At 69.0% G+C, this 17013-nt stretch carries 15 protein-coding genes; 8 read left to right on the forward strand and 7 right to left on the reverse strand.

Annotated elements, in window-relative coordinates; genetic code table 11:
- Nucleotides 1–2 precede the first annotated feature (2 nt).
- Both G6N16_RS03685 and G6N16_RS03690 read right to left on the reverse strand, forming a co-directional pair.
- Nucleotides 3–809, reverse strand: coding sequence for a tyrosine-protein phosphatase (locus tag G6N16_RS03685; protein WP_110810941.1), 807 nt, complete (start codon nt 807–809; stop codon nt 3–5).
- Nucleotides 806–2035 (reverse strand): acyl-CoA dehydrogenase family protein, encoded by a 1230-nt coding sequence (locus tag G6N16_RS03690; RefSeq protein ID WP_234805996.1) that lies wholly within the window; start codon nt 2033–2035, stop codon nt 806–808. The genes G6N16_RS03685 and G6N16_RS03690 overlap by 4 nt, the downstream gene beginning before the upstream one ends.
- Nucleotides 2036–2216: 181 nt before the next feature.
- Between G6N16_RS03690 and G6N16_RS03695 the strand changes: the two genes are divergently transcribed.
- The gene (locus tag G6N16_RS03695) at nt 2217–3134 is read left to right on the forward strand and encodes an alpha/beta fold hydrolase (RefSeq protein ID WP_083033038.1); all 918 of its coding nucleotides are present in this window, start codon (nt 2217–2219) and stop codon (nt 3132–3134) included.
- Here the strand turns inward: G6N16_RS03695 and G6N16_RS03700 are convergent.
- Nucleotides 3131–4411, reverse strand: coding sequence for an MFS transporter (locus tag G6N16_RS03700; RefSeq protein ID WP_235674060.1), 1281 nt, complete (start codon nt 4409–4411; stop codon nt 3131–3133). The genes G6N16_RS03695 and G6N16_RS03700 overlap by 4 nt on opposite strands.
- Nucleotides 4412–5087: 676 nt before the next feature.
- Here G6N16_RS03700 and G6N16_RS03705 point away from each other — a divergent pair.
- Together G6N16_RS03705 and G6N16_RS03710 are read left to right on the forward strand one after the other, a co-directional pair.
- On the forward strand, nt 5088–5822 hold the full coding sequence (locus tag G6N16_RS03705) for a response regulator transcription factor (protein ID WP_083033047.1): 735 nt from the start codon (nt 5088–5090) through the stop codon (nt 5820–5822).
- A 56-nt stretch (nt 5823–5878) separates the two neighbouring features.
- Complete coding sequence (locus tag G6N16_RS03710; protein WP_083033045.1) at nt 5879–7354, forward strand: sensor histidine kinase; 1476 nt, start codon at nt 5879–5881, stop codon at nt 7352–7354.
- A 2-nt stretch (nt 7355–7356) separates the two neighbouring features.
- Here the strand turns inward: G6N16_RS03710 and G6N16_RS03715 are convergent, their stop codons facing one another.
- From G6N16_RS03715 to G6N16_RS03725, 3 genes are all read right to left on the reverse strand, one after another.
- Nucleotides 7357–8496 (reverse strand): acyl-CoA dehydrogenase family protein, encoded by a 1140-nt coding sequence (locus G6N16_RS03715; RefSeq protein WP_083033036.1) that lies wholly within the window; start codon nt 8494–8496, stop codon nt 7357–7359.
- Between the two features lie 101 nt (nt 8497–8597).
- The gene (gene pntB, locus G6N16_RS03720; protein WP_083033035.1) at nt 8598–10079 is read right to left on the reverse strand and encodes a Re/Si-specific NAD(P)(+) transhydrogenase subunit beta; all 1482 of its coding nucleotides are present in this window, start codon (nt 10077–10079) and stop codon (nt 8598–8600) included.
- A 28-nt stretch (nt 10080–10107) separates the two neighbouring features.
- A complete protein-coding gene (locus G6N16_RS03725) occupies nt 10108–11640 on the reverse strand; it encodes a Re/Si-specific NAD(P)(+) transhydrogenase subunit alpha (RefSeq protein ID WP_083033033.1) in 1533 nt (510 codons plus the stop codon).
- A gap of 251 nt (nt 11641–11891) precedes the next feature.
- Here G6N16_RS03725 and G6N16_RS03730 point away from each other — a divergent pair, with 251 nt between their 5' ends.
- The 3 genes from G6N16_RS03730 to G6N16_RS03740 are packed head-to-tail and all read left to right on the forward strand — an operon-like array spanning nt 11892 to nt 13675.
- Entirely contained in the window at nt 11892–12536 is a 645-nt protein-coding gene (locus tag G6N16_RS03730; RefSeq protein ID WP_083033031.1) for a TetR/AcrR family transcriptional regulator, read from the forward strand.
- A gap of 9 nt (nt 12537–12545) precedes the next feature.
- Nucleotides 12546–12989 (forward strand): SRPBCC family protein, encoded by a 444-nt coding sequence (locus G6N16_RS03735; protein ID WP_083033030.1) that lies wholly within the window; start codon nt 12546–12548, stop codon nt 12987–12989.
- Nucleotides 12990–12997: 8 nt separating this feature from the next.
- Nucleotides 12998–13675, forward strand: coding sequence for a DUF5642 family protein (locus tag G6N16_RS03740; RefSeq protein WP_163787761.1), 678 nt, complete (start codon nt 12998–13000; stop codon nt 13673–13675).
- 126 nt (nt 13676–13801) lie between these two features.
- On the opposite strand, the gene G6N16_RS03745 is transcribed toward G6N16_RS03740, so the two are convergent.
- Nucleotides 13802–14881 (reverse strand): phosphodiester glycosidase family protein, encoded by a 1080-nt coding sequence (locus tag G6N16_RS03745; RefSeq protein WP_083033027.1) that lies wholly within the window; start codon nt 14879–14881, stop codon nt 13802–13804.
- 275 nt (nt 14882–15156) lie between these two features.
- On the opposite strand from G6N16_RS03745, the gene G6N16_RS03750 reads away from it, so the two are divergent.
- Together G6N16_RS03750 and G6N16_RS03755 are read left to right on the forward strand one after the other, a co-directional pair.
- Nucleotides 15157–15933 (forward strand): SDR family NAD(P)-dependent oxidoreductase, encoded by a 777-nt coding sequence (locus G6N16_RS03750; protein ID WP_083033025.1) that lies wholly within the window; start codon nt 15157–15159, stop codon nt 15931–15933.
- Nucleotides 15934–16044: 111 nt separating this feature from the next.
- Nucleotides 16045–17001, forward strand: a complete 957-nt coding sequence (locus G6N16_RS03755) for a lactate/malate family dehydrogenase (protein ID WP_083033024.1) — start codon at nt 16045–16047, stop codon at nt 16999–17001.
- Nucleotides 17002–17013: the final 12 nt, after the last annotated feature.

A 17013-nucleotide genomic window follows, 5' to 3' on the forward strand; every position in this document is an offset into this window, starting at 1 on the left:
ACTCAGGCGCGCAGGGCAGTCCGCAACGCGGCCAGATCACCCTCGGTGACACCGCAGGCCTCTAGGTAGCCTTGTGCCGAGCCGAAATCGGTCTCGATGCGGCCCAGTGCTGATTCCAGATACTCCGCGCGCACACCGAGGACGTCCTCGGACAACCGCGCTTCGGTGAACTCCCTGGCATCGGCGGGGATCTCCCCGTCGAACCGGGTGCGGATGCGCTCCAGGATCTGTTCGCGCAACTGCGGGACCGCGTCGTTGCTGGCGAGGTAATCCGCCATCACGGCGTCGCGTTCGACACCGGTCGCCTCCAGTACGACCGCCACCGAGAACCCGGTGCGGTCCTTGCCTGCGAAACAGTGCGTCAGCACCGACGCGCCCGAGCTGAGCAGTGCCACCGTCTGCTGCATGGCGCGCTGCGCGCCGGATGCGGTTGCGAACCTCGCGTACTCCTCGAGCATGAACCGGCGGGCGGCTTGGATCAGTGATTCGTCGTCGGGTTTCTCGGTCATCAGTCGTTGAAACGCGTGCTCGTGCGGTGCATCCCCGTCGACCGACGCGACGACCTCGACGAACGGCAGGTTGTGTACGACGACACCGGCCGGCACCAGGTCGGCGCCGTGTTTGATGACTTCCGGGGGGCTGCGCAGGTCGGCGACATCGGTCACGGCCAGCGTCCTCAGCTGGTCCAGTCCGGTGTCGTCGAGTTTTGTCAGTTCGCCGGCCCGAAACAGCAGCCCGGGCCGGATGGCCCCCGAGGTGGACGTTGAGACGTCACGGAAATTCCAGGCGCCGCTCAGCCGATCGGTCACTGCGGGACCACCGCGGCCGCCAACGGGCTCTTCTCGGCACCGAGTTCGGCGCGCGCGATCGAGCGCAGGTGCACCTCGTCGGGACCGTCGAAGATCCGCATGGCGCGCTGCCATCCGTACATGCGTGCCAGCACGGTGTCGTCGCTGACGCCGGCCGCTCCGTGCACCTGAATCGCCCGGTCGATGACATCGCACGCCATTCGCGGTGCGACGGCCTTGATCTGGGCGACCTGGTTGCGGGCGGCCTTGTTGCCGTGCTGGTCGATAGTCCAGGCGGCCCTCTGGCACAGCAGCCGCGCCTGGTCGATCTCGTTGCGCGACACCGCGATCGCCTGCTGCACCATGCCCTGGTCGGCAAGCGGTTTGCCGAACGCGATGCGCCGGTTGGCCCGGTCCACCATCAACGCCAGCGCCCGCTCGGCCACGCCGATGGCCCGCATGCAGTGATGGATGCGGCCCGGGCCCAGGCGCGCCTGGGCGATCGCAAACCCGGATCCTTCCTGGCCCAACAGGTTTGATGCCGGAACCCGCACGTTGTCGTAGACGATCTCGGCGTGGCCGTGCTGGTCCTGCCAGCCGAACACACTGGTGGAACGCAGGATCTGCACACCGGGGGTGTCCACGGGAACCAGGATCATCGACTGCTGCTGATGCGGCGGGGCGGTCGGATCGGTACGGCCCATCACGATCAGGATCTTGCACCGCGGATCGTTGGCGCCCGAGGTCCACCACTTGCGGCCGTTGATGACGTAGTCGTCGCCGTCGCGGGTGATCAGCGTCTCGATGTTGCGGGCGTCGCTGGAGGCCACCGCCGGCTCGGTCATCGAGAAACCGCTGCGGATCTCCCCGGCCAGCAGGGGTTCGAGCCAGTCGCGGCGCTGGGCCTCGGTGGCGAACAGGTGCAGGGTTTCCATGTTGCCGGTGTCGGGCGCAGCGCAGTTGATCGCCTCCGGTGCGATCTCGGTGCTCCACCCGGAGATCTCGGCCAGCGGCGCGTATTCCAGATTGGTCAACCCGGACTCGTCGGGCAGGAATAGATTCCACAGGCCGCGCTTCTTGGCCGAGGCCTTGAGTTCTTCGACCACCGGCGGGACGGTGAAGTCCCTCGGGCCGGCGGCGGCCCGGTAGGCGTCGTAGGACTCCTCGGCCGGTAGCACCTCGGTCACCATGAAATCGGTGAGTCGTTTCTGGTAGTCCTGTGCCTTGTCCGACATCGCGAAGTCCATATTTGCCACCATAGACACCCGGGCCGGCGCGCGAATGCGGACCCGGTGTGCCGAACGTGGGGGCTACTGGACGGCCGGGTTGGTTGCGGCTCACGGTCGACGGTGAGTGGGGCGGCGGTGTCGCTTCGGGGGGCGATATTCGCTGTCGTCGGGCTTCGACACCGGGGTAGCGTCGGCAGCTGTGAAACGCAAGGTGGCCGCCGCGGTCGTGCTTCTGCTGGTGGTGCTGCTGAGCATCAATGCCGTCCTCACCGCGCGCCAGCAGCGGCCGGCCGAGGCGTTCGCGGGTGGCCGGGTGCTGGAGCTGGCCGGACCCGATCTCAACATCCGCGAGTACGGGCCTGCCGGGGGAGACGCCGTCGTCCTGCTGCACGGCTATTCGGCGTCGATCGAGTGGTGGGAACGGGTGGCCCCCGCACTGGCCGCCGACGGTCACCGGGTGATCGCCATCGACCTCGTCGGGCACGGGGGTTCGGAGGCCCCGAGCGACGCGGCTCGCTATGGCGCCGACGGGCAGCGCGACGCCGTGCGCCAGGCGCTGGACGCACTCGGGGTACGCCGCGCCGTGCTGGTCGGGCATTCGATGGGCGGGGCCGTGGCGACCGCGCTCGCCCAGGATGATCCGGGCCGGATCACCAAGGTCGTCGTCGCCGACACTCCGGCGGCCGACGGGATGACCGCCATGCCGTTTCTGGCCAGGGCCGTCTGCTGGCCGGTGCTGGGACCGGCGCTGGACCGCTTCCGCGGTATCAAGGCCGTCGATGAGGACGCACTGCAGACAGGTTTCGCCGCCGACTACCCCGTCCCCGATTTCGCCTACCGATCGCTGAGCCGGCTGACCCACACCGGAGTGTGCGACTCCGACGTCGTCGAGGACCTCGATGCGCAGCAGGCGGTGGCCGATCGGCTCGCCGGTCTCGGCAAACCGGTGCTGGTGCTCTGGGGTGAGCGCGACGTGCTGACCCCGACGGCGGCCAACGTGGCGCGCTACGAACAGGCGGGCCTGAAGCCACGGGTGATCGCCGGCTCCGGGCACTCCCCGATGGTGGAGAAGCCCGACGATTTCCTGGCTGCGCTGCGCGAGTTCCTCAAGAACTAGGCGCCGGGGCCGCCTTCCCTTGCCGGACCGCCAAGTCTTCTGTGGGTGGCCCCGGCGTCGCCGGCGCGGCGCAGTGTCGGCGCGAACACCCACCAGATCAGCAGCGATCCCAGTGACAGTGTGCTCAACAGCAGGAATGCTGGCCGGAACCCGGCGTGCTGCGCGATCATCCCGCCCAACAGTGAGCTCAGTGCCGCGCCGATCCCCTGGGTGGTCAGCACCGCTCCCTGGCCGATATTGATGTGGCCGGTGCCGTCGAGCAGCCGGGCCACCAGCCCCGGTACGGCGACCGAGAGCAGGCCGGTGCCGACACCGTCGAGGATCTGCACCGGAACCACACCCCACCCGGTGATCACCGTCGCCGCGATCAGCCCGCGGACCGGCAGGGCCAGGAACGCGATCAAGATCACCACCCAGTAGCCGCGCCTCCCGGCGATCCGCATGGCCGCCAGTGACGCCACGATCATCACCACCTGCGCGATCACCACCGTGCTGGCAACCGTGGTGAACGGGTTGCCGTGGGCCACCACCACGGCGAGCCCGTAGAGCGGCAGCATGGCGGCGTTGCCCAGGTGAAACAGCAGCAGCGCACCTGCCAGTGCCAGCAGCGGTCGACATTCCAGCAGCGCCCGTAGCTTCTCGACCGGGGCCCGACCGGCATCGTCGGAGGCCCCGCGTGCGGAGCGGTGGTCGATGCGCGACGACGGCACGCACAGCACAGCCACGACGGTGAACACCGCGAAGACGGCGGCAAGCCAGAACACCGCGGCGAATCCGAAGCGCCACCCCAAGAGACCCGACAGGCCCGCCCCGAGCACGTTTCCGGCGTGGTTGCAGGCCTGGTTGCGGCCGTTCTGGGCGAAGAACCCGGCCTGGCGCACGACACCCAGGGTGATGCCCATGACCGCCGGGCCGATCACGGCGCCGGCGATCGCGCCGGCAACCTGGGCACCTGCGATCACCCAGATCCGCTCGGAGACCAGGATCAGACCGGACGCGCCCACCGCGCACAGCCCGGCAACGATGACACAGGACCGCTTGCGTCTGGTGGCGTCGATCATCGCGCCCGCCGGTGCGGCTGCGATCATTCCGGCGACGCCGCCCAGCGTGCTCAGCGCGCCGATCAGCCCGGTGCTCCAGCCTCGCTCAAGCAGCAAAACCCCTACAAATGGTCCGATTCCGGCCTGCATATCGGCCATGAAGAAGTTCACCGCCTGCAGCGCCGCGCGAACCCCCGTACCCACCCGCGGCGCCGGCGCCGCCACGCTGACCGTCACCGAGTCTCCTTCCGGGGAATCTCTGCGCCTCCTCTTCGATCGTTGGCTTCCCGCCCGATCAGGGAGTGGGCGGCGGCACGGCCCGCGGCCCGGCGGGCTGAGGCGGCCCGGCGGGCTGAGGCGGCGCGGCGGGTGCAGCCGGGCCGGGTTGCAACAGCGCCGGCTGCGGGGGCGCGAGCGCAGACCCGGCGGGCAGCGGTCCGGGCGGCGGTCCCCACCCCGGGGGTGCCGGGTTGGACCAGGCGCCCGCAGGTGACGGGACGTCCCAGACCCCGGGCGGCGACGCCGGTCCGAAGAAACGCAAACCGGCCGTCGCGAGTATCGCGCCGGTGAGCAGTCCGGCGATACCGGTGCCGACGGCGAGGGCGATACAGCCCGGCCGGCGGGGAGAGATCGACGTGGCCGGAGGGCCGACGACCGTGGGGGAAACCGGGTGCAGAGGAGGAGTCGGGGTCAGCGGTGCAGCGCCGGGTCCGGGGTGTTCGCCACCGGCGGCGTGTGGAGCCGCGGAAATGGATTGGGTGTCGGCCATCATGCCTCCAGAAACTCAATAAGGGTGCGTCGATGTGGGCGACGCTAGGAGGCGAGTGTGAAATCAACCTGAAGACCCGGCACGCAGGGGGATTTCTTCAGGTCGGATTCAGAAACTCGCGTGGACAGCGCCGAGAATGGAGCCATGACCGACCGTGTCCGCCCGCAGGCTGCGCCTCGACGTCCCGGGGAGCGTGCACTGAAACCGGCCGCCGCACGCGTGCTCGTGGTCGAGGATTCCGAAGCGATCCGTGAAATGGTCAGCGAGGCGCTGACCGACGCCGGGTATGTCACCGCGACACGCCCCGACGGGGCCGGACTCGAAGATGTCCTGGAGGGATTTCGGCCCGACCTGGTGGTGCTGGACGTCATGATGCCGGGCCGCGACGGTTTCGTGCTGGTCGACGTGGTTCGCGACTGGGGCGACGCCGCAATCGTGTTGCTCACCGCCCGAGACGGGTTGTCCGACCGCGTGCGCGGGCTCGACGGGGGCGCTGACGACTACCTGGTCAAACCATTCGAACTGGTCGAGCTGGTCTCGCGCATCGGTGCGGTGCTGCGCCGGCGCGGTCGACTTGCGACAGTTCTGCAATACGGCGACCTGGCACTGGATCTCGAAGCCGGGGTCGCCGCCCGGGCCGGACGTCGCCTGGACCTGACCGGTACCGAGTTGCGATTGCTGAGCTTCCTGGCCGAACAACGCGGCCGCATCGTCAGCACGAATCAGATCCTGACCGCGGTGTGGGGTTACGACGCCTACGACACCAACCTGGTGCACGTCCATGTCAGCGCGATGCGACGCAAACTGGAAGCCCACGGCCCGCGCATCCTGCACACGGTGCGCGGAATCGGTTATCGACTGCAACCCCACCGGCCGTGACCGCCGCACCGAACCCGGTCACCCGCACCCCGTCGCTGCGCCGCCGGGTGACGCTGATGACGCTGGCTGTGCTCGCAGTACTGCTCCTGGTTCTCGGCCTTACCGTCGATACGTTGCTGGGAGCTCAAACCCGCCGCAGTGTGCATGACCGGCTGCTGGCCACCGCGGCCCGTGCCGACGCGCTCGCCGCTGCGCACACCCCACCCGACCAACTCGTCGCTCAACTCGGCGGCGGCGGTATCCGGGCACTGCTCATCACCGCCGACGGCACCGGCTACGGAGACGACGCGATCCGCGCCGACACCGCAACCGGGCCCACCGTCCCCCCGCCACCTCCTCGGGGACCGGACCCGGGACCGTTGCCGCCCGACCGGGGGGCACCGCCGCCACCGCCGAACGAACCGCCTCCGGATGCCACCGCCGCCGCGGTCGTGCACCCATTGATATCCGGCGGGCGGGTCATCCTGGTTGCCGACACCACCGCGACGACCGCACTGATCCGCCGGTTACGGGAAGTCATGATCGGCGCTGGGGTGATCACCCTGGCGGTCGCGGCCCTGTTGCTGGCCGCGGTCACCCGTGTGGCGCTGCGTCCACTGGATCAGCTCACCACGCTTGCCGAAACCATCACCGGGGGCGACCGCGGACGCCGCTTGCGGCCCGATCGGCCCGACACCGAACTCGGCAACGCCGCAGCGGCGTTCGACGGCATGCTCGACGCGTTGGAGGACTCCGAGGAGCGCGCCCAGTGCTCAGCCGAGGCCGCCCAGCGTGCTGAGGGCGCCACCCGCCGATTCCTCGCCGACGCCGCTCACGAGCTGCGCACACCGATCGCCGGGATCCGCGTCACCGCGGAGCAACTGCACTCCACCGCCGCCCAGTTCGGCGAGGACCCGCACGCGACCGGACAGTACCGGCGCGCGGCGCTGCTGCTCACCGAGGCCCGTCGCGCCAGTCGGCTCATCGCGGACATGCTCGACCTGACCCGCCTCGACGCCGGCGTGACCCTGGACCTCACGGACACCGACCTCGCCGCACTCGCGGATGCCGAATGCGAGCGCGCGGCGCTGCTGTCCCCGGAGGTGACCGTCGTCCGCACTGGCGAGTCGGGCCTGCACGTCCGTGCCGACGCCAACCGGATCAGCCAGATACTGTCCAATCTGGTCGACAACGCCCGCCGGCACACCCCGCCGGGCGGGGACATCCGCATCGATGTCGGCTACACGGAACCGAACCGGTCGCCCGGTGGCGCCGACCCATGCGCCGAAGTAACCGTGACCGACACCGGCCCCGGCATCACCGATGCCGACCGCGAACGCGTATTCGGCCGCTTGGTACGTCTGGACTCCGCCCGGGACGCCGATCGCGGCGGCGCCGGCCTCGGCCTTGCCATCGCACGTGCGCTCGCCCGCGCTCACCACGGCGACCTGGTCTGCCTACCCCACGGAGGTGGCGCTCGCTTCCGGCTAACCCTGCCGCTACCGGGCGGTACCGACACCGGCGGCCAACCCGACGGTGTCGTCGGTGGGTGACCTCAGCCGGTGAGGGTGCGGGCGATCACCAGGCGCTGAATCTGGTTGGTGCCCTCGAAGATCTGGGTGATCTTGGCCTCGCGCATGAACCGCTCCACTCGGTAGTCGCGGGTGTAGCCGGCGCCACCGAACACCTGCACGGCGTCGGTGGTCACCTTCATCGCGGCGTCGGTGCACACCAGCTTGGCGACGCTGGCGTGCTGGGAATACGGCAGCCCGGCGTCGCGGCGCCGCGCCGCATCGAGGTAGGTGGCCCGCGCCGAGGCGACCGCGGCGGCCATATCGGCCAGCAGGAAGCCCAGACCCTGGTGCGAGATGATCGTGCGGCCGAAGGTGGTGCGTTCGTTGCCGTACCGGACCGCCTCGTCGAGAGCGGCCTGCGCGATCCCGACGGCCACCGCCGCGATGCCGAGGCGCCCGGAGTCCAGCGCGCTGAACGCGATCTGCAGCCCCTGACCCTCGGCACCGATCAGCCGGTCGGCATCGAGGCGGGCGTTGTCATAGAACGCCGACGTCGTCGGGACCGCCGCCAGGCCCATCTTCTCCTCGGGCTTGCCGAAGGACAGTCCGGGCAGATCGCCGGGCACCAGGAAGCAGGAGATGCCCCGGCTGCCATCACCGGTGCGGGCAAACAGCGTGTAGAAGTCGGCGATGCCGCCGTGGGTGATCCACGCCTTGGTGCCGTTGAGCAGCCAGCCGTCCTCGACGCGGCTCGCGCTGCAGCGCAGTGCTGCGGCATCGGATCCGGCCTGCGGCTCGGACAGGCTGTAGGCGCCGATCTGGCTGCCCGACAGCATGCCGGGCAGCCAGCGCTGCTGTTGTTCGGCGGATCCGAAGTTCAGCAGCGGGTGCGACGAGAGGCTGTGCACGCTGACCGCGACGGCCACCGCCGCCCACCGCGCGGCGAGTTCCTCGAGAACCTGCAGGTACACCTCGAACGGTTGCCCGGCGCCGCCCCACTGTTCGGGTTGGGGCAGGCTCAGCAGCCCGGCCGCGCCGAGGGTGGCGAAGACCCCGTCGGGATAGGTCTCGGTGCGTTCGTGCTCGTCGACGATGGGATCGAGAACCTTGTCGACGATGTCGCGGGTGAGCGCGATCAGGTCGGCGGCCTCCGCCGAGGGCAGCAGTCGGTCGACCGGCATAGTTGCATCTCCTAGTAATTGCGGATCTGCAAACTTTAGCGGGCGGGGTTGAGCGACGAAGGCCCGGTCGATTCGACCGGGCCTTCGTGCGAGCGGACAAGCTACAGCGCGGCGAGGATGTCGTTGACCCGGTCGCGGGCGTCGCCGAACAGCATCTGGGTGTTCTCCCGGAAGAACAGCGGGTTCTGCACACCGGCGTAACCGGAAGCCATCGACCGCTTGAACACGATGACGTTGTTGGCGTTCCACACCGTCAGCACGGGCATGCCGGCGATCGGACTGCTCGGATCCTCGGCGGCCGCCGGGTTCACCGTGTCGTTGGCGCCGATCACCAGCACGACGTCGGTGTCGTCGAAGTCGTCGTTGATCTCGTCCATCTCCAGCACGATGTCATAGGGCACCTTGGCCTCGGCCAGCAGCACGTTCATGTGCCCGGGCAGCCGGCCGGCCACCGGGTGGATGCCGAACCGGACGTTGACGCCGCGCTCGCGCAGCTTGCGGGTCAGGTCGGCGACACCGTACTGGGCCTGGGCCACCGCCATGCCGTAGCCGGGGGTGATGACCACCGAATGCGCCGACGCGAGCAGTTCGGCCGCGCCCTCGGCGTTGATCTCCCGGTGCTCGCCGTAGTCCTTGTCCTCGGCGGGGCCTGCCTCGATGCCGAAGCCGCCGGCGATCACCGAGATGAACGAGCGGTTCATCGCCTTGCACATGATGTAGGACAGGTAGGCACCGGAGGAGCCGACCAGCGCACCGGTGATGATCAGCAGGTCGTTGGACAGCAGGAAGCCCGCGGCCGCCGCGGCCCAGCCGGAGTAGCTGTTGAGCATCGACACCACGACGGGCATGTCGCCACCGCCGATGGAAGCCACCAGGTGCCAGCCCAGCAGCAGTGCCAGCACGGTCACCCCGGCCAGCAGCCACAGCTGAGTCTGCGGATCGTCGGTGATGACGAACCAGACGGTCAGCGCGACGAAGGCGACGAGCGCGCCGACGTTGATGAAGTTCTTACCGGGCAGCATCATCGGCGCGGACTTCATCTTCGCCGACAGCTTCAGGTTCGCCACGATCGAACCGGTGAAAGTCACCGCACCGATGAAGACGCCGATGACAACCTCGGCGGAGTGGATGCCGAGCAAGCCGTTCTTGACCATCTCGACGGCGTCGTCGCCCTGCGGATGGGCCTCAATGTGCAGGTAGCCGTTCCAGCCGACCAGCACCGCGGCCAGGCCGACGAACGAGTGCAGCAGGGCGATCAGCTCGGGCATGCCGGTCATCTCGACGACCTTGGCCTTCCACAGGCCGATCGCGGCGCCGATGGCCATGGCGCCGAACATCAAGGCCACGCCGATCGGCTGCAGCGTGTGGTGGAAGGCCAGCGTGATAGTGGCGACCAGGGCGATGAGCATGCCGCCGATACCGAAGCTGATGCCGGCACGGGAGGTCTCGTGCTTGGACAGCCCGGCCAGGGACAGGACGAAGAGCAGCGCCGCCACAACGTAGGCCGCGTTGGCGGCCAACGTCAGGGGATCGAGTGGGGTATCTGTGGCCGCATTGGCGAGCAGATGGACGTTTTCCAGCATTGAATGTTCCGATCGGGTAGGCAGGCTGCTAGCTGCGGGAGAACATCGCGAGCATGCGACGCGTGACCGCGAAGCCGCCGAAGATGTTGATACTGGCGAGCAGGATGGCGAGCGTCGACAGCGTCGCGATGGCGACATTGTGGTCGCCGACCTGGAGCAACGCGCCGACCACGATGATGCCGGAGATCGCGTTGGTCACCGACATCAGCGGAGTGTGCAGCGCATGGTGCACATTGCCGATCACGTAGTAGCCGATCACGATGGCCAGCGCGAAGACGGTGAGATGGGTCTGGAGCGCGGCGGGTGAGATCGCGAGCAGCGCGAAGACCACGGCGGCGCCGGCGAAGGTGATGCCGAGCCGGCGGCCCGTCGTCATCGGCGCCTTTTCGTCGCGCACGACCGGCGCTGCCGCCGCGGCGGCCACCGGCGCAGCCGAGACCTGCACCGGCGGCGGGGGCCACGTTACGTCGCCGGCGCGCACCACCGTCATCGAGCGCTGCACGACGTCGTCGAAGTCCAGGGTGAGCTGCCCGTCCTTGGCTGGGGTGAGCAGCTTGAGCAGGTTCACCAGGTTGGTGCCGTAGAGCTGCGAAGCCTGTGCGGACAGTCGACCGGCCAGGTCGGTGTAGCCGATGATGGTCACGCCGTTGTCGGTGACGACGGACTTGTCCTTGACGGTGCCCTCGACGTTGCCGCCGTTGGCTGCGGCCATGTCGACGATGACGCTGCCGGGCTTCATCGACGCGACCATGTCGGCGGTGATGATGCGCGGCGCCGGCCTACCCGGGATCAGCGCGGTGGTGATGATGATGTCGACGTCCTTGCACTGCTCGGCGTACAGCGCCGCCTCGCGTGCCTTGTAGTCGTCGTCCATCTCCTTGGCGTAACCGGTGGCCGAGACCTCGGCCTTGTCGTTCGCGACCGACAGGTACTCGCCGCCGAGAGAGGCGACCTGGTCGGCGACCTCGGGACGCGGGTCGGTGGCGCGCACGATGGCGCCGAGGCTGCCGGCCGCGCCGATCGCGGCCAGACCCGCCACGCCGGCACCTACCACCAGCACCTTGGCCGGCGGGACCTTGCCCGCGGCGGTCACCTGGCCGGTGAAGAACCGGCCGAAGGCGTGTGCGGCCTCGACGACGGCGCGGTACCCGGCGATATTGGCCATCGAGCTCAGCACGTCGAGCGACTGGGCGCGGGAGATACGCGGCACCGAGTCCATCGACAGCACGGTGATCGGCCGGGCGGCCAGCTTCTCGACCAGTTCGGGGTTCAGCGCCGGGGAGATCAGGCTGACCAACGTCGCGCCGTCCTTGAGCGAGGCGATCTCGGCGTCGTCGGGGGCGTTGACCTTCAGCACCACGTCCGCGGACCAGACGGCCGCCGTCGTACCGATCTCCGCGCCGGCGTCGACGTAGGCCTGGTCGGCGAAGCTGGAGGCGTCGCCCGCGCCGGTTTCGACGAGTACCGAGTAGCCCAGTTTGATGAGCTGACCGACGGTCTGCGGGGTGGCGGCGACGCGCGTTTCTCCTGGTAGAGACTCGCGCGGGATCCCGATGATCATGGAATTGCGTTCCGATCTGGTTGCTGCAGCCCGGTGCCGGCGCGTATCGGATGCGCCGGCGGCTGACGGGTTTAGCGTCTCAGTGTAAAAGCTCGGGCAAATCGCGGGTGTGCCTGCCCGGGGCCCGGCGTAGCTGCTACTCACGGTGCGCCCGACGGGAGGGGCCGGTGCGACGTGGTCGGACGTGGATACACTACTAACCGGTTGATTGGTAGCCCACCGGTGGGCGCAGACGCGAGGGGAGGTCAGTAATGGCCGCGGACAACGGACAGACCCGTCGCGAGGAACTGCTGACCGTCGCCACCAAGCTCTTCGCGGCCCGCGGCTACCACGGCACCCGGATGGATGACGTCGCCGACGTGGTCGGACTGAACAAGGCGACCGTCTACCACTACTACGCCAGCAAGTCGCTGATCCTGTTCGACATCTACCAGCGGGCTGCCGAGCGGACCCTGGCCGCCGTGCACGACGATCCGTCCTGGACCGCCCGTGAGGCGCTGTATCAGTACACCGTGCGGCTGCTGACCCAGATCGCCAGCAACCCCGAGGGTGCGGCCGTCTACTTCCAGGAGCAGCCCTACATCGCCGAGTGGTTCACCGCCGAGCAGGTGTCCGAGGTCCGCGCCAAGGAGGTTCAGGTCTACGAGCACGTCCACGGGCTGATCGATCGCGGCATAGCCAATGGCGAGTTCTACCCGTGCGATTCGCACGTCCTGGCACTGGGCTACATCGGTATGACCCTGGGCGCCTACCGCTGGATGCGGCCCGGCGGCCGGCGCACCGCCACCGGGATCGCCGAGGAGTTCAGCACCGCGCTGCTGCGCGGACTGATCCGGGACGAGGCGATCCGGGAGCAATCCCCCTTGGGAGACCGGCCCGCGGTGACGGCCGAATAGGATTCGGGCATGCCCATCGTCAGCAAGACCGTCGAAGTTGCCGCCGAAGCCGCCCTCATCCTGTCGATCGTCGCCGATTTCGAGGCGTATCCGGAGTGGAACGACGAGGTGACCGGCATCTGGGTGCTGCACCGCTACAACGACGGCCGGCCCTCGCAGCTGCGCCTGGACATGAAGGTCTCGGGCTTCGAGGGCAGCTTCATCCAGGCCGTCTACTACCCGGGTGAGAGCCAGATCCAGACCGTCATGCAGCAGGGCGACCTGTTCTCCAAACAGGAGCAGCTGTTCTCCGTGGTGGCGATGGGGCCGGCGTCGCTGCTGACCGTCGATATGGACGTGGAGACCTCGATGCCCGGGGTGCCCGCCATGATGGTGAAGAAACTGGCCAACGACGTGCTCGACCATCTGGCGGACGCGCTCAAGAGTCGCGCCGAACAGTTCGCGGCCGGCTGACCGCCCACATGCGTATCGGGGCACTGGCCGTCGCGCTGACCGCCGTGATCATCGGCGCCACGACGGCCGGCTGCGGCGGCGATCCCGGCGCCGCGCCGACGACATCGGCCGTGGCGAACTCCGGGGAGCCCGACGGTGGCTACGACGTCGGCCGGCTGACCTCCGCGACCGGGATCTTCCCGGACGGCGTCAAGGTCACCCAGATGCCCAAGGAGACGCTGAGCCGCGAGCAGGCCGACCAGAGGGCCGGGCTGTACGGCAGTATCCCGATGACCTACGACCCACCGGATTGCCGCGCGCTGGCCGATCCGTTCCAGATGAGCGAGGGCAGCGAGGTGGCCGGGATCCGGTCGGCCCAGCCGCCGTCCATCGTGGTGATGGCCTCGCGGGCCAAGATCGGCGACCCGGATTGGGTGGTCGGTCCCGAGTGCCAGAAGGTCAACGTGACCTCGCCGCAGGGGGTGTCCAAGGCCGGCTACGAACGGATCCCCGGGCCGGCGATCGACGGCGTGACGACGCTGGGCACCCGCGCGCAGCTGCAGTCCGGCGGTGGGTCCGAGACCCGGACTCTGTACACATTCGTCGCGGTGCTGAGCCCGCAGACCTCGGTGATGATCCAGGGTTCGGAGAATCCCGACCAGCTCAAGGCCATGCTGGTCAAATCCGTGGCGGCCATCCGCGGGTAGCGGTGACGCGGGCTTCCGGCAGTACCAAATGTTGACCGTGGGCGGCCGGCAGAGGGACTATCCACTTGGCGGCCGCCGTAGGCGACACTTCGGTACTCAGTTGAGGGGCACTCAGTTGAGGGGCACTCAGTTGAAGGCGAGCCAGCTCGGCAGCGCCCGCTCGCGGGAGTCGCAGAGCACCTGGACGGTGTCGCACGAACCCTTGGGTACGCCGGCCCCGGCCCACATGCCGCCGGTGTCGCGGCGCAGCACGATCGCCGAGGAGCCGCCGCCGTCGAGCAGCAGGGCGGTGTCACTTCCCATGGCGCGGAACAGATCCTGGATCTGGTCCGGGGTGTAGGAGCCGCCCTGGAAGACGTACATCTCGTCCTTGCCGCGGTTGTAGGCCAGGGCGGTGCGTGCGGCCGACGGTCCGTTGTCGCGCAGCTGGCCGGTGTCACCGGGGGACAGCAAGCCGATGCCGCTCACCGCGACGAACCGCACCCCCTTGTTCATCAGCCCGACGACGACCGGGCCGGCGGCGTCGAAATCGCTGCCGCCCTTCGGGGTGACCATGAACGGCTGCCCGGACACCGGGATGATCATCGTCGACAGCGGGGTCCAGGATTCGTTGCCGCCGGACAGCCCCTGCTTGCCGGCGTAGGGGATGGTGCCGGTGACCGCGGCGTTGGTCTTGCCCATGCCGTTGGTGTTGTCGACGTAGGTGCCCAGCGGCGAGGAGCAGCCGGTCGACTTCCACGAGCCGCCCTTCTGGCCCCGGACGTCGAAAAAGTTAGCGTTGATCGCGATGGTCGGCTTGCCGAGCACCTGCCACGCCGTGACCGGGGCGTACACCTCGGAGGCCTGCGGTAGTCCCTCGGAGGTGCGGGCGCGCGGGTCGCGTTCGCAGCGGGCCTGGTACCCCGAGTGGGAGTCGGTCAGCAGTCGCGGCGCGATGCGCGAGGAGGCGGCCTTGATGATCATCAGGTGGCCGCCGTTGTTCATCTCGTAGGCGTGGCCGTCGGCGGAGAGCATGGGCGCGGGAAAGCCACCGCCGAAGTTGTAGACGAGATAGGACCCGCGGGTGTTGGCGATGGCGGCCGCCAGCAGATCCGCGCCGGCCGCCCGGCTGGTGGGTATTCCGGTGGTCGCCGAGGAGAGCGCGCACAGCAGCGCGACGGCGGCGCCGGCCGCGGCGCGCCGCACCAACGCGACGGGAGTGCTCACGCATCCCCTTTCGGCAAGAGTCACTACGACAGCTAACTCATAAACCCCTGTAGAAACACTGTCAACTTTGGTCACAACCGGGTGACGATTGAGTTCCCAGCGAATCTCTTTACCGCCAACCGTCTTTCGCCGCCGCCCGGGCTGGCTATCGTGCGCGGCGGTGACGCCGCCCGGCTCCGCGCGTCGGAGCTCCCCCGGTGCGCGTGCACCCGGGTACGGGCTCGACGGGCAACCTCGCTGCGGGCCGCCGTCGACGGGCGTTTTACTCTGTCGGCATGGATATCAACGGAGCAAGTGCAATTGTCACCGGTGCCGCCTCGGGCATCGGCGCCGCAGCGGCCCGCCAGCTGGCGGCCAAGGGCGCCTTGGTCGTCGTCGCGGACCTGCAGGAGGACCGCGGGACCGAGCTGGCCAAGGAGATCGGCGGGGCGTTCGTCCGCGTCGACGTCACCGAAACCGCCCAGATCGAGGAGGCGGTCAACAAAGCCACCGAACTGGGACCGCTGCGCGCTCTGGTGAACTCCGCGGGCATCGGCTGGGCTCAGCGCACCATCGGCAAGGACGGCGAATTCGCCTCCGCGCACAACCTGGACTTCTACAAGAAGGTCATCGCGATCAACCTGGTCGGCACCTTCGACTGCATCCGGCTGGCCGCCACCGCGATGAGCCGCAACGAACCGCAGGCCGACGGCGAGCGCGGTGCCATCGTCAACATGGCCAGCGTCGCGGCCTTCGACGGCCAGATCGGCCAGGCCTCCTACTCGTCGTCCAAGGGCGGCGTCGTCGGCATGACCCTGCCCGTTGCACGCGACCTGTCGGCGGTCGGCATCCGGGTGAACTGCATCGCCCCCGGCTTGATCGACACCCCGATCTACGGCGAGGGCCCGGACTCGGAGGCCTTCAAGGCCCGCCTCGGCGAGTCGGTGTTGTTCCCGCACCGGCTGGGCCGGCCCGACGAGCTGGCCTCCATGGTCGTCGAGCTGATCACCAACTCCTACATGAACGCAGAGGTCATCCGCGTCGACGGCGGCATCCGGATGCCTCCGAAGTAACTCGCCCGCCGCCCGCGAACCCCGGTAGACCCCCGGTGAACACCGGGTGGTCTGCCGGGTTTCGCGTCTGTTGGGCCAGCGGCGGCGGCCGGTTGCGGTGATGATGGACAGGTGAGCCTCGAACGCAACACCAAGGTGTCCATCGTCGGTGCGGGCAGCGTCGGCACCGCCATCGCCTATGCGTCCTTCATCCGCGGCGGCGCCGGGCAGATCGCGCTCTATGATCTCGATGCCAAGAAGGTCCGCGCCGAGGTGCTCGACCTCAACCACGGCCGCCAGTTCGTGCCGCACTGCCGGGTCACCGGATCCGACGACCTGGACGTGACGGCCGGCTCGGCCGTCATCGTGGTCACCGCGGGTGCCAAGCAAAAGCCGGGTCAGAGCCGCCTCGACCTCGCGGCGGCGAATGTGGCGATGGCACAGACGCTGACCCCACAACTCATCGAACGCTCGCCGCACGCCGTCATCGTGTTCGTCACCAATCCCGTCGACCTGGTCACCTACGCCGCCATCGAGGCGGTCGACGCCGCACCCGGGCAGATCTTCGGGTCGGGAACCGTGTTGGACTCCAGTCGATTCCGCAACCTGATTGCCGAACGTGCCGACCTCTCGGTGGGCAACGTGCACGCCGTGGTGGTCGGCGAGCACGGCGACTCCGAGATCCCGCTGTGGTCGAGCGCCTCGATCGGCGGTGTGCGGGTCGACCAGTTCCGCATCGACGGCAAACTGCTGTTCGACGAGGACGTGCGCGCGCAGATCTCCGACGACGTGATCAACGCCGCCTACGAGATCATCGCCGGCAAGGGGGCGACCAACCTGGCGATCGGCCTGTCCTCGGCCCGGATCATCGAGGCCATCCTCAACGACCAGCACCGGGTGCTGCCGGTATCCACCCTGCAGACCGGTGCCTTCGACATCGCCGACGTGTGCCTGTCACTGCCGACGGTGGTGTCCGGCCGCGGCACCGGCGCGGTATTCGAGGTCCCGCTGTCGGTGCCGGAACTGCTCGGCCTGCAGGCCTCGGCCCGGACGCTGCGGCAGACGTGGGAGGCGCTGGCCGCCGAATAGCCGCGTCCCCGG

This window comes from Mycolicibacterium insubricum (genome assembly GCF_010731615.1).
Lineage (GTDB): Bacteria > Actinomycetota > Actinomycetes > Mycobacteriales > Mycobacteriaceae > Mycobacterium > Mycobacterium insubricum.

Coding starts and splice junctions, on each gene's coding strand:
- G6N16_RS03705 (WP_083033047.1), top strand. CDS start 5,088: ATGACCGACCGTGTCCGCCCGCAGGCTGCGCCTCGACGTCCCGGGGAG.
- G6N16_RS03735 (WP_083033030.1), top strand. CDS start 12,546: ATGCCCATCGTCAGCAAGACCGTCGAAGTTGCCGCCGAAGCCGCCCTC.
- G6N16_RS03725 (WP_083033033.1), bottom strand. CDS start 11,640: ATGATCATCGGGATCCCGCGCGAGTCTCTACCAGGAGAAACGCGCGTC.
- pntB (WP_083033035.1), bottom strand. CDS start 10,079: ATGCTGGAAAACGTCCATCTGCTCGCCAATGCGGCCACAGATACCCCA.
- G6N16_RS03740 (WP_163787761.1), top strand. CDS start 12,998: ATGCGTATCGGGGCACTGGCCGTCGCGCTGACCGCCGTGATCATCGGC.
- G6N16_RS03715 (WP_083033036.1), bottom strand. CDS start 8,496: ATGCCGGTCGACCGACTGCTGCCCTCGGCGGAGGCCGCCGACCTGATC.
- G6N16_RS03710 (WP_083033045.1), top strand. CDS start 5,879: ATGACGCTGGCTGTGCTCGCAGTACTGCTCCTGGTTCTCGGCCTTACC.
- G6N16_RS03730 (WP_083033031.1), top strand. CDS start 11,892: ATGGCCGCGGACAACGGACAGACCCGTCGCGAGGAACTGCTGACCGTC.
- G6N16_RS03750 (WP_083033025.1), top strand. CDS start 15,157: ATGGATATCAACGGAGCAAGTGCAATTGTCACCGGTGCCGCCTCGGGC.
- G6N16_RS03690 (WP_234805996.1), bottom strand. CDS start 2,035: ATGGACTTCGCGATGTCGGACAAGGCACAGGACTACCAGAAACGACTC.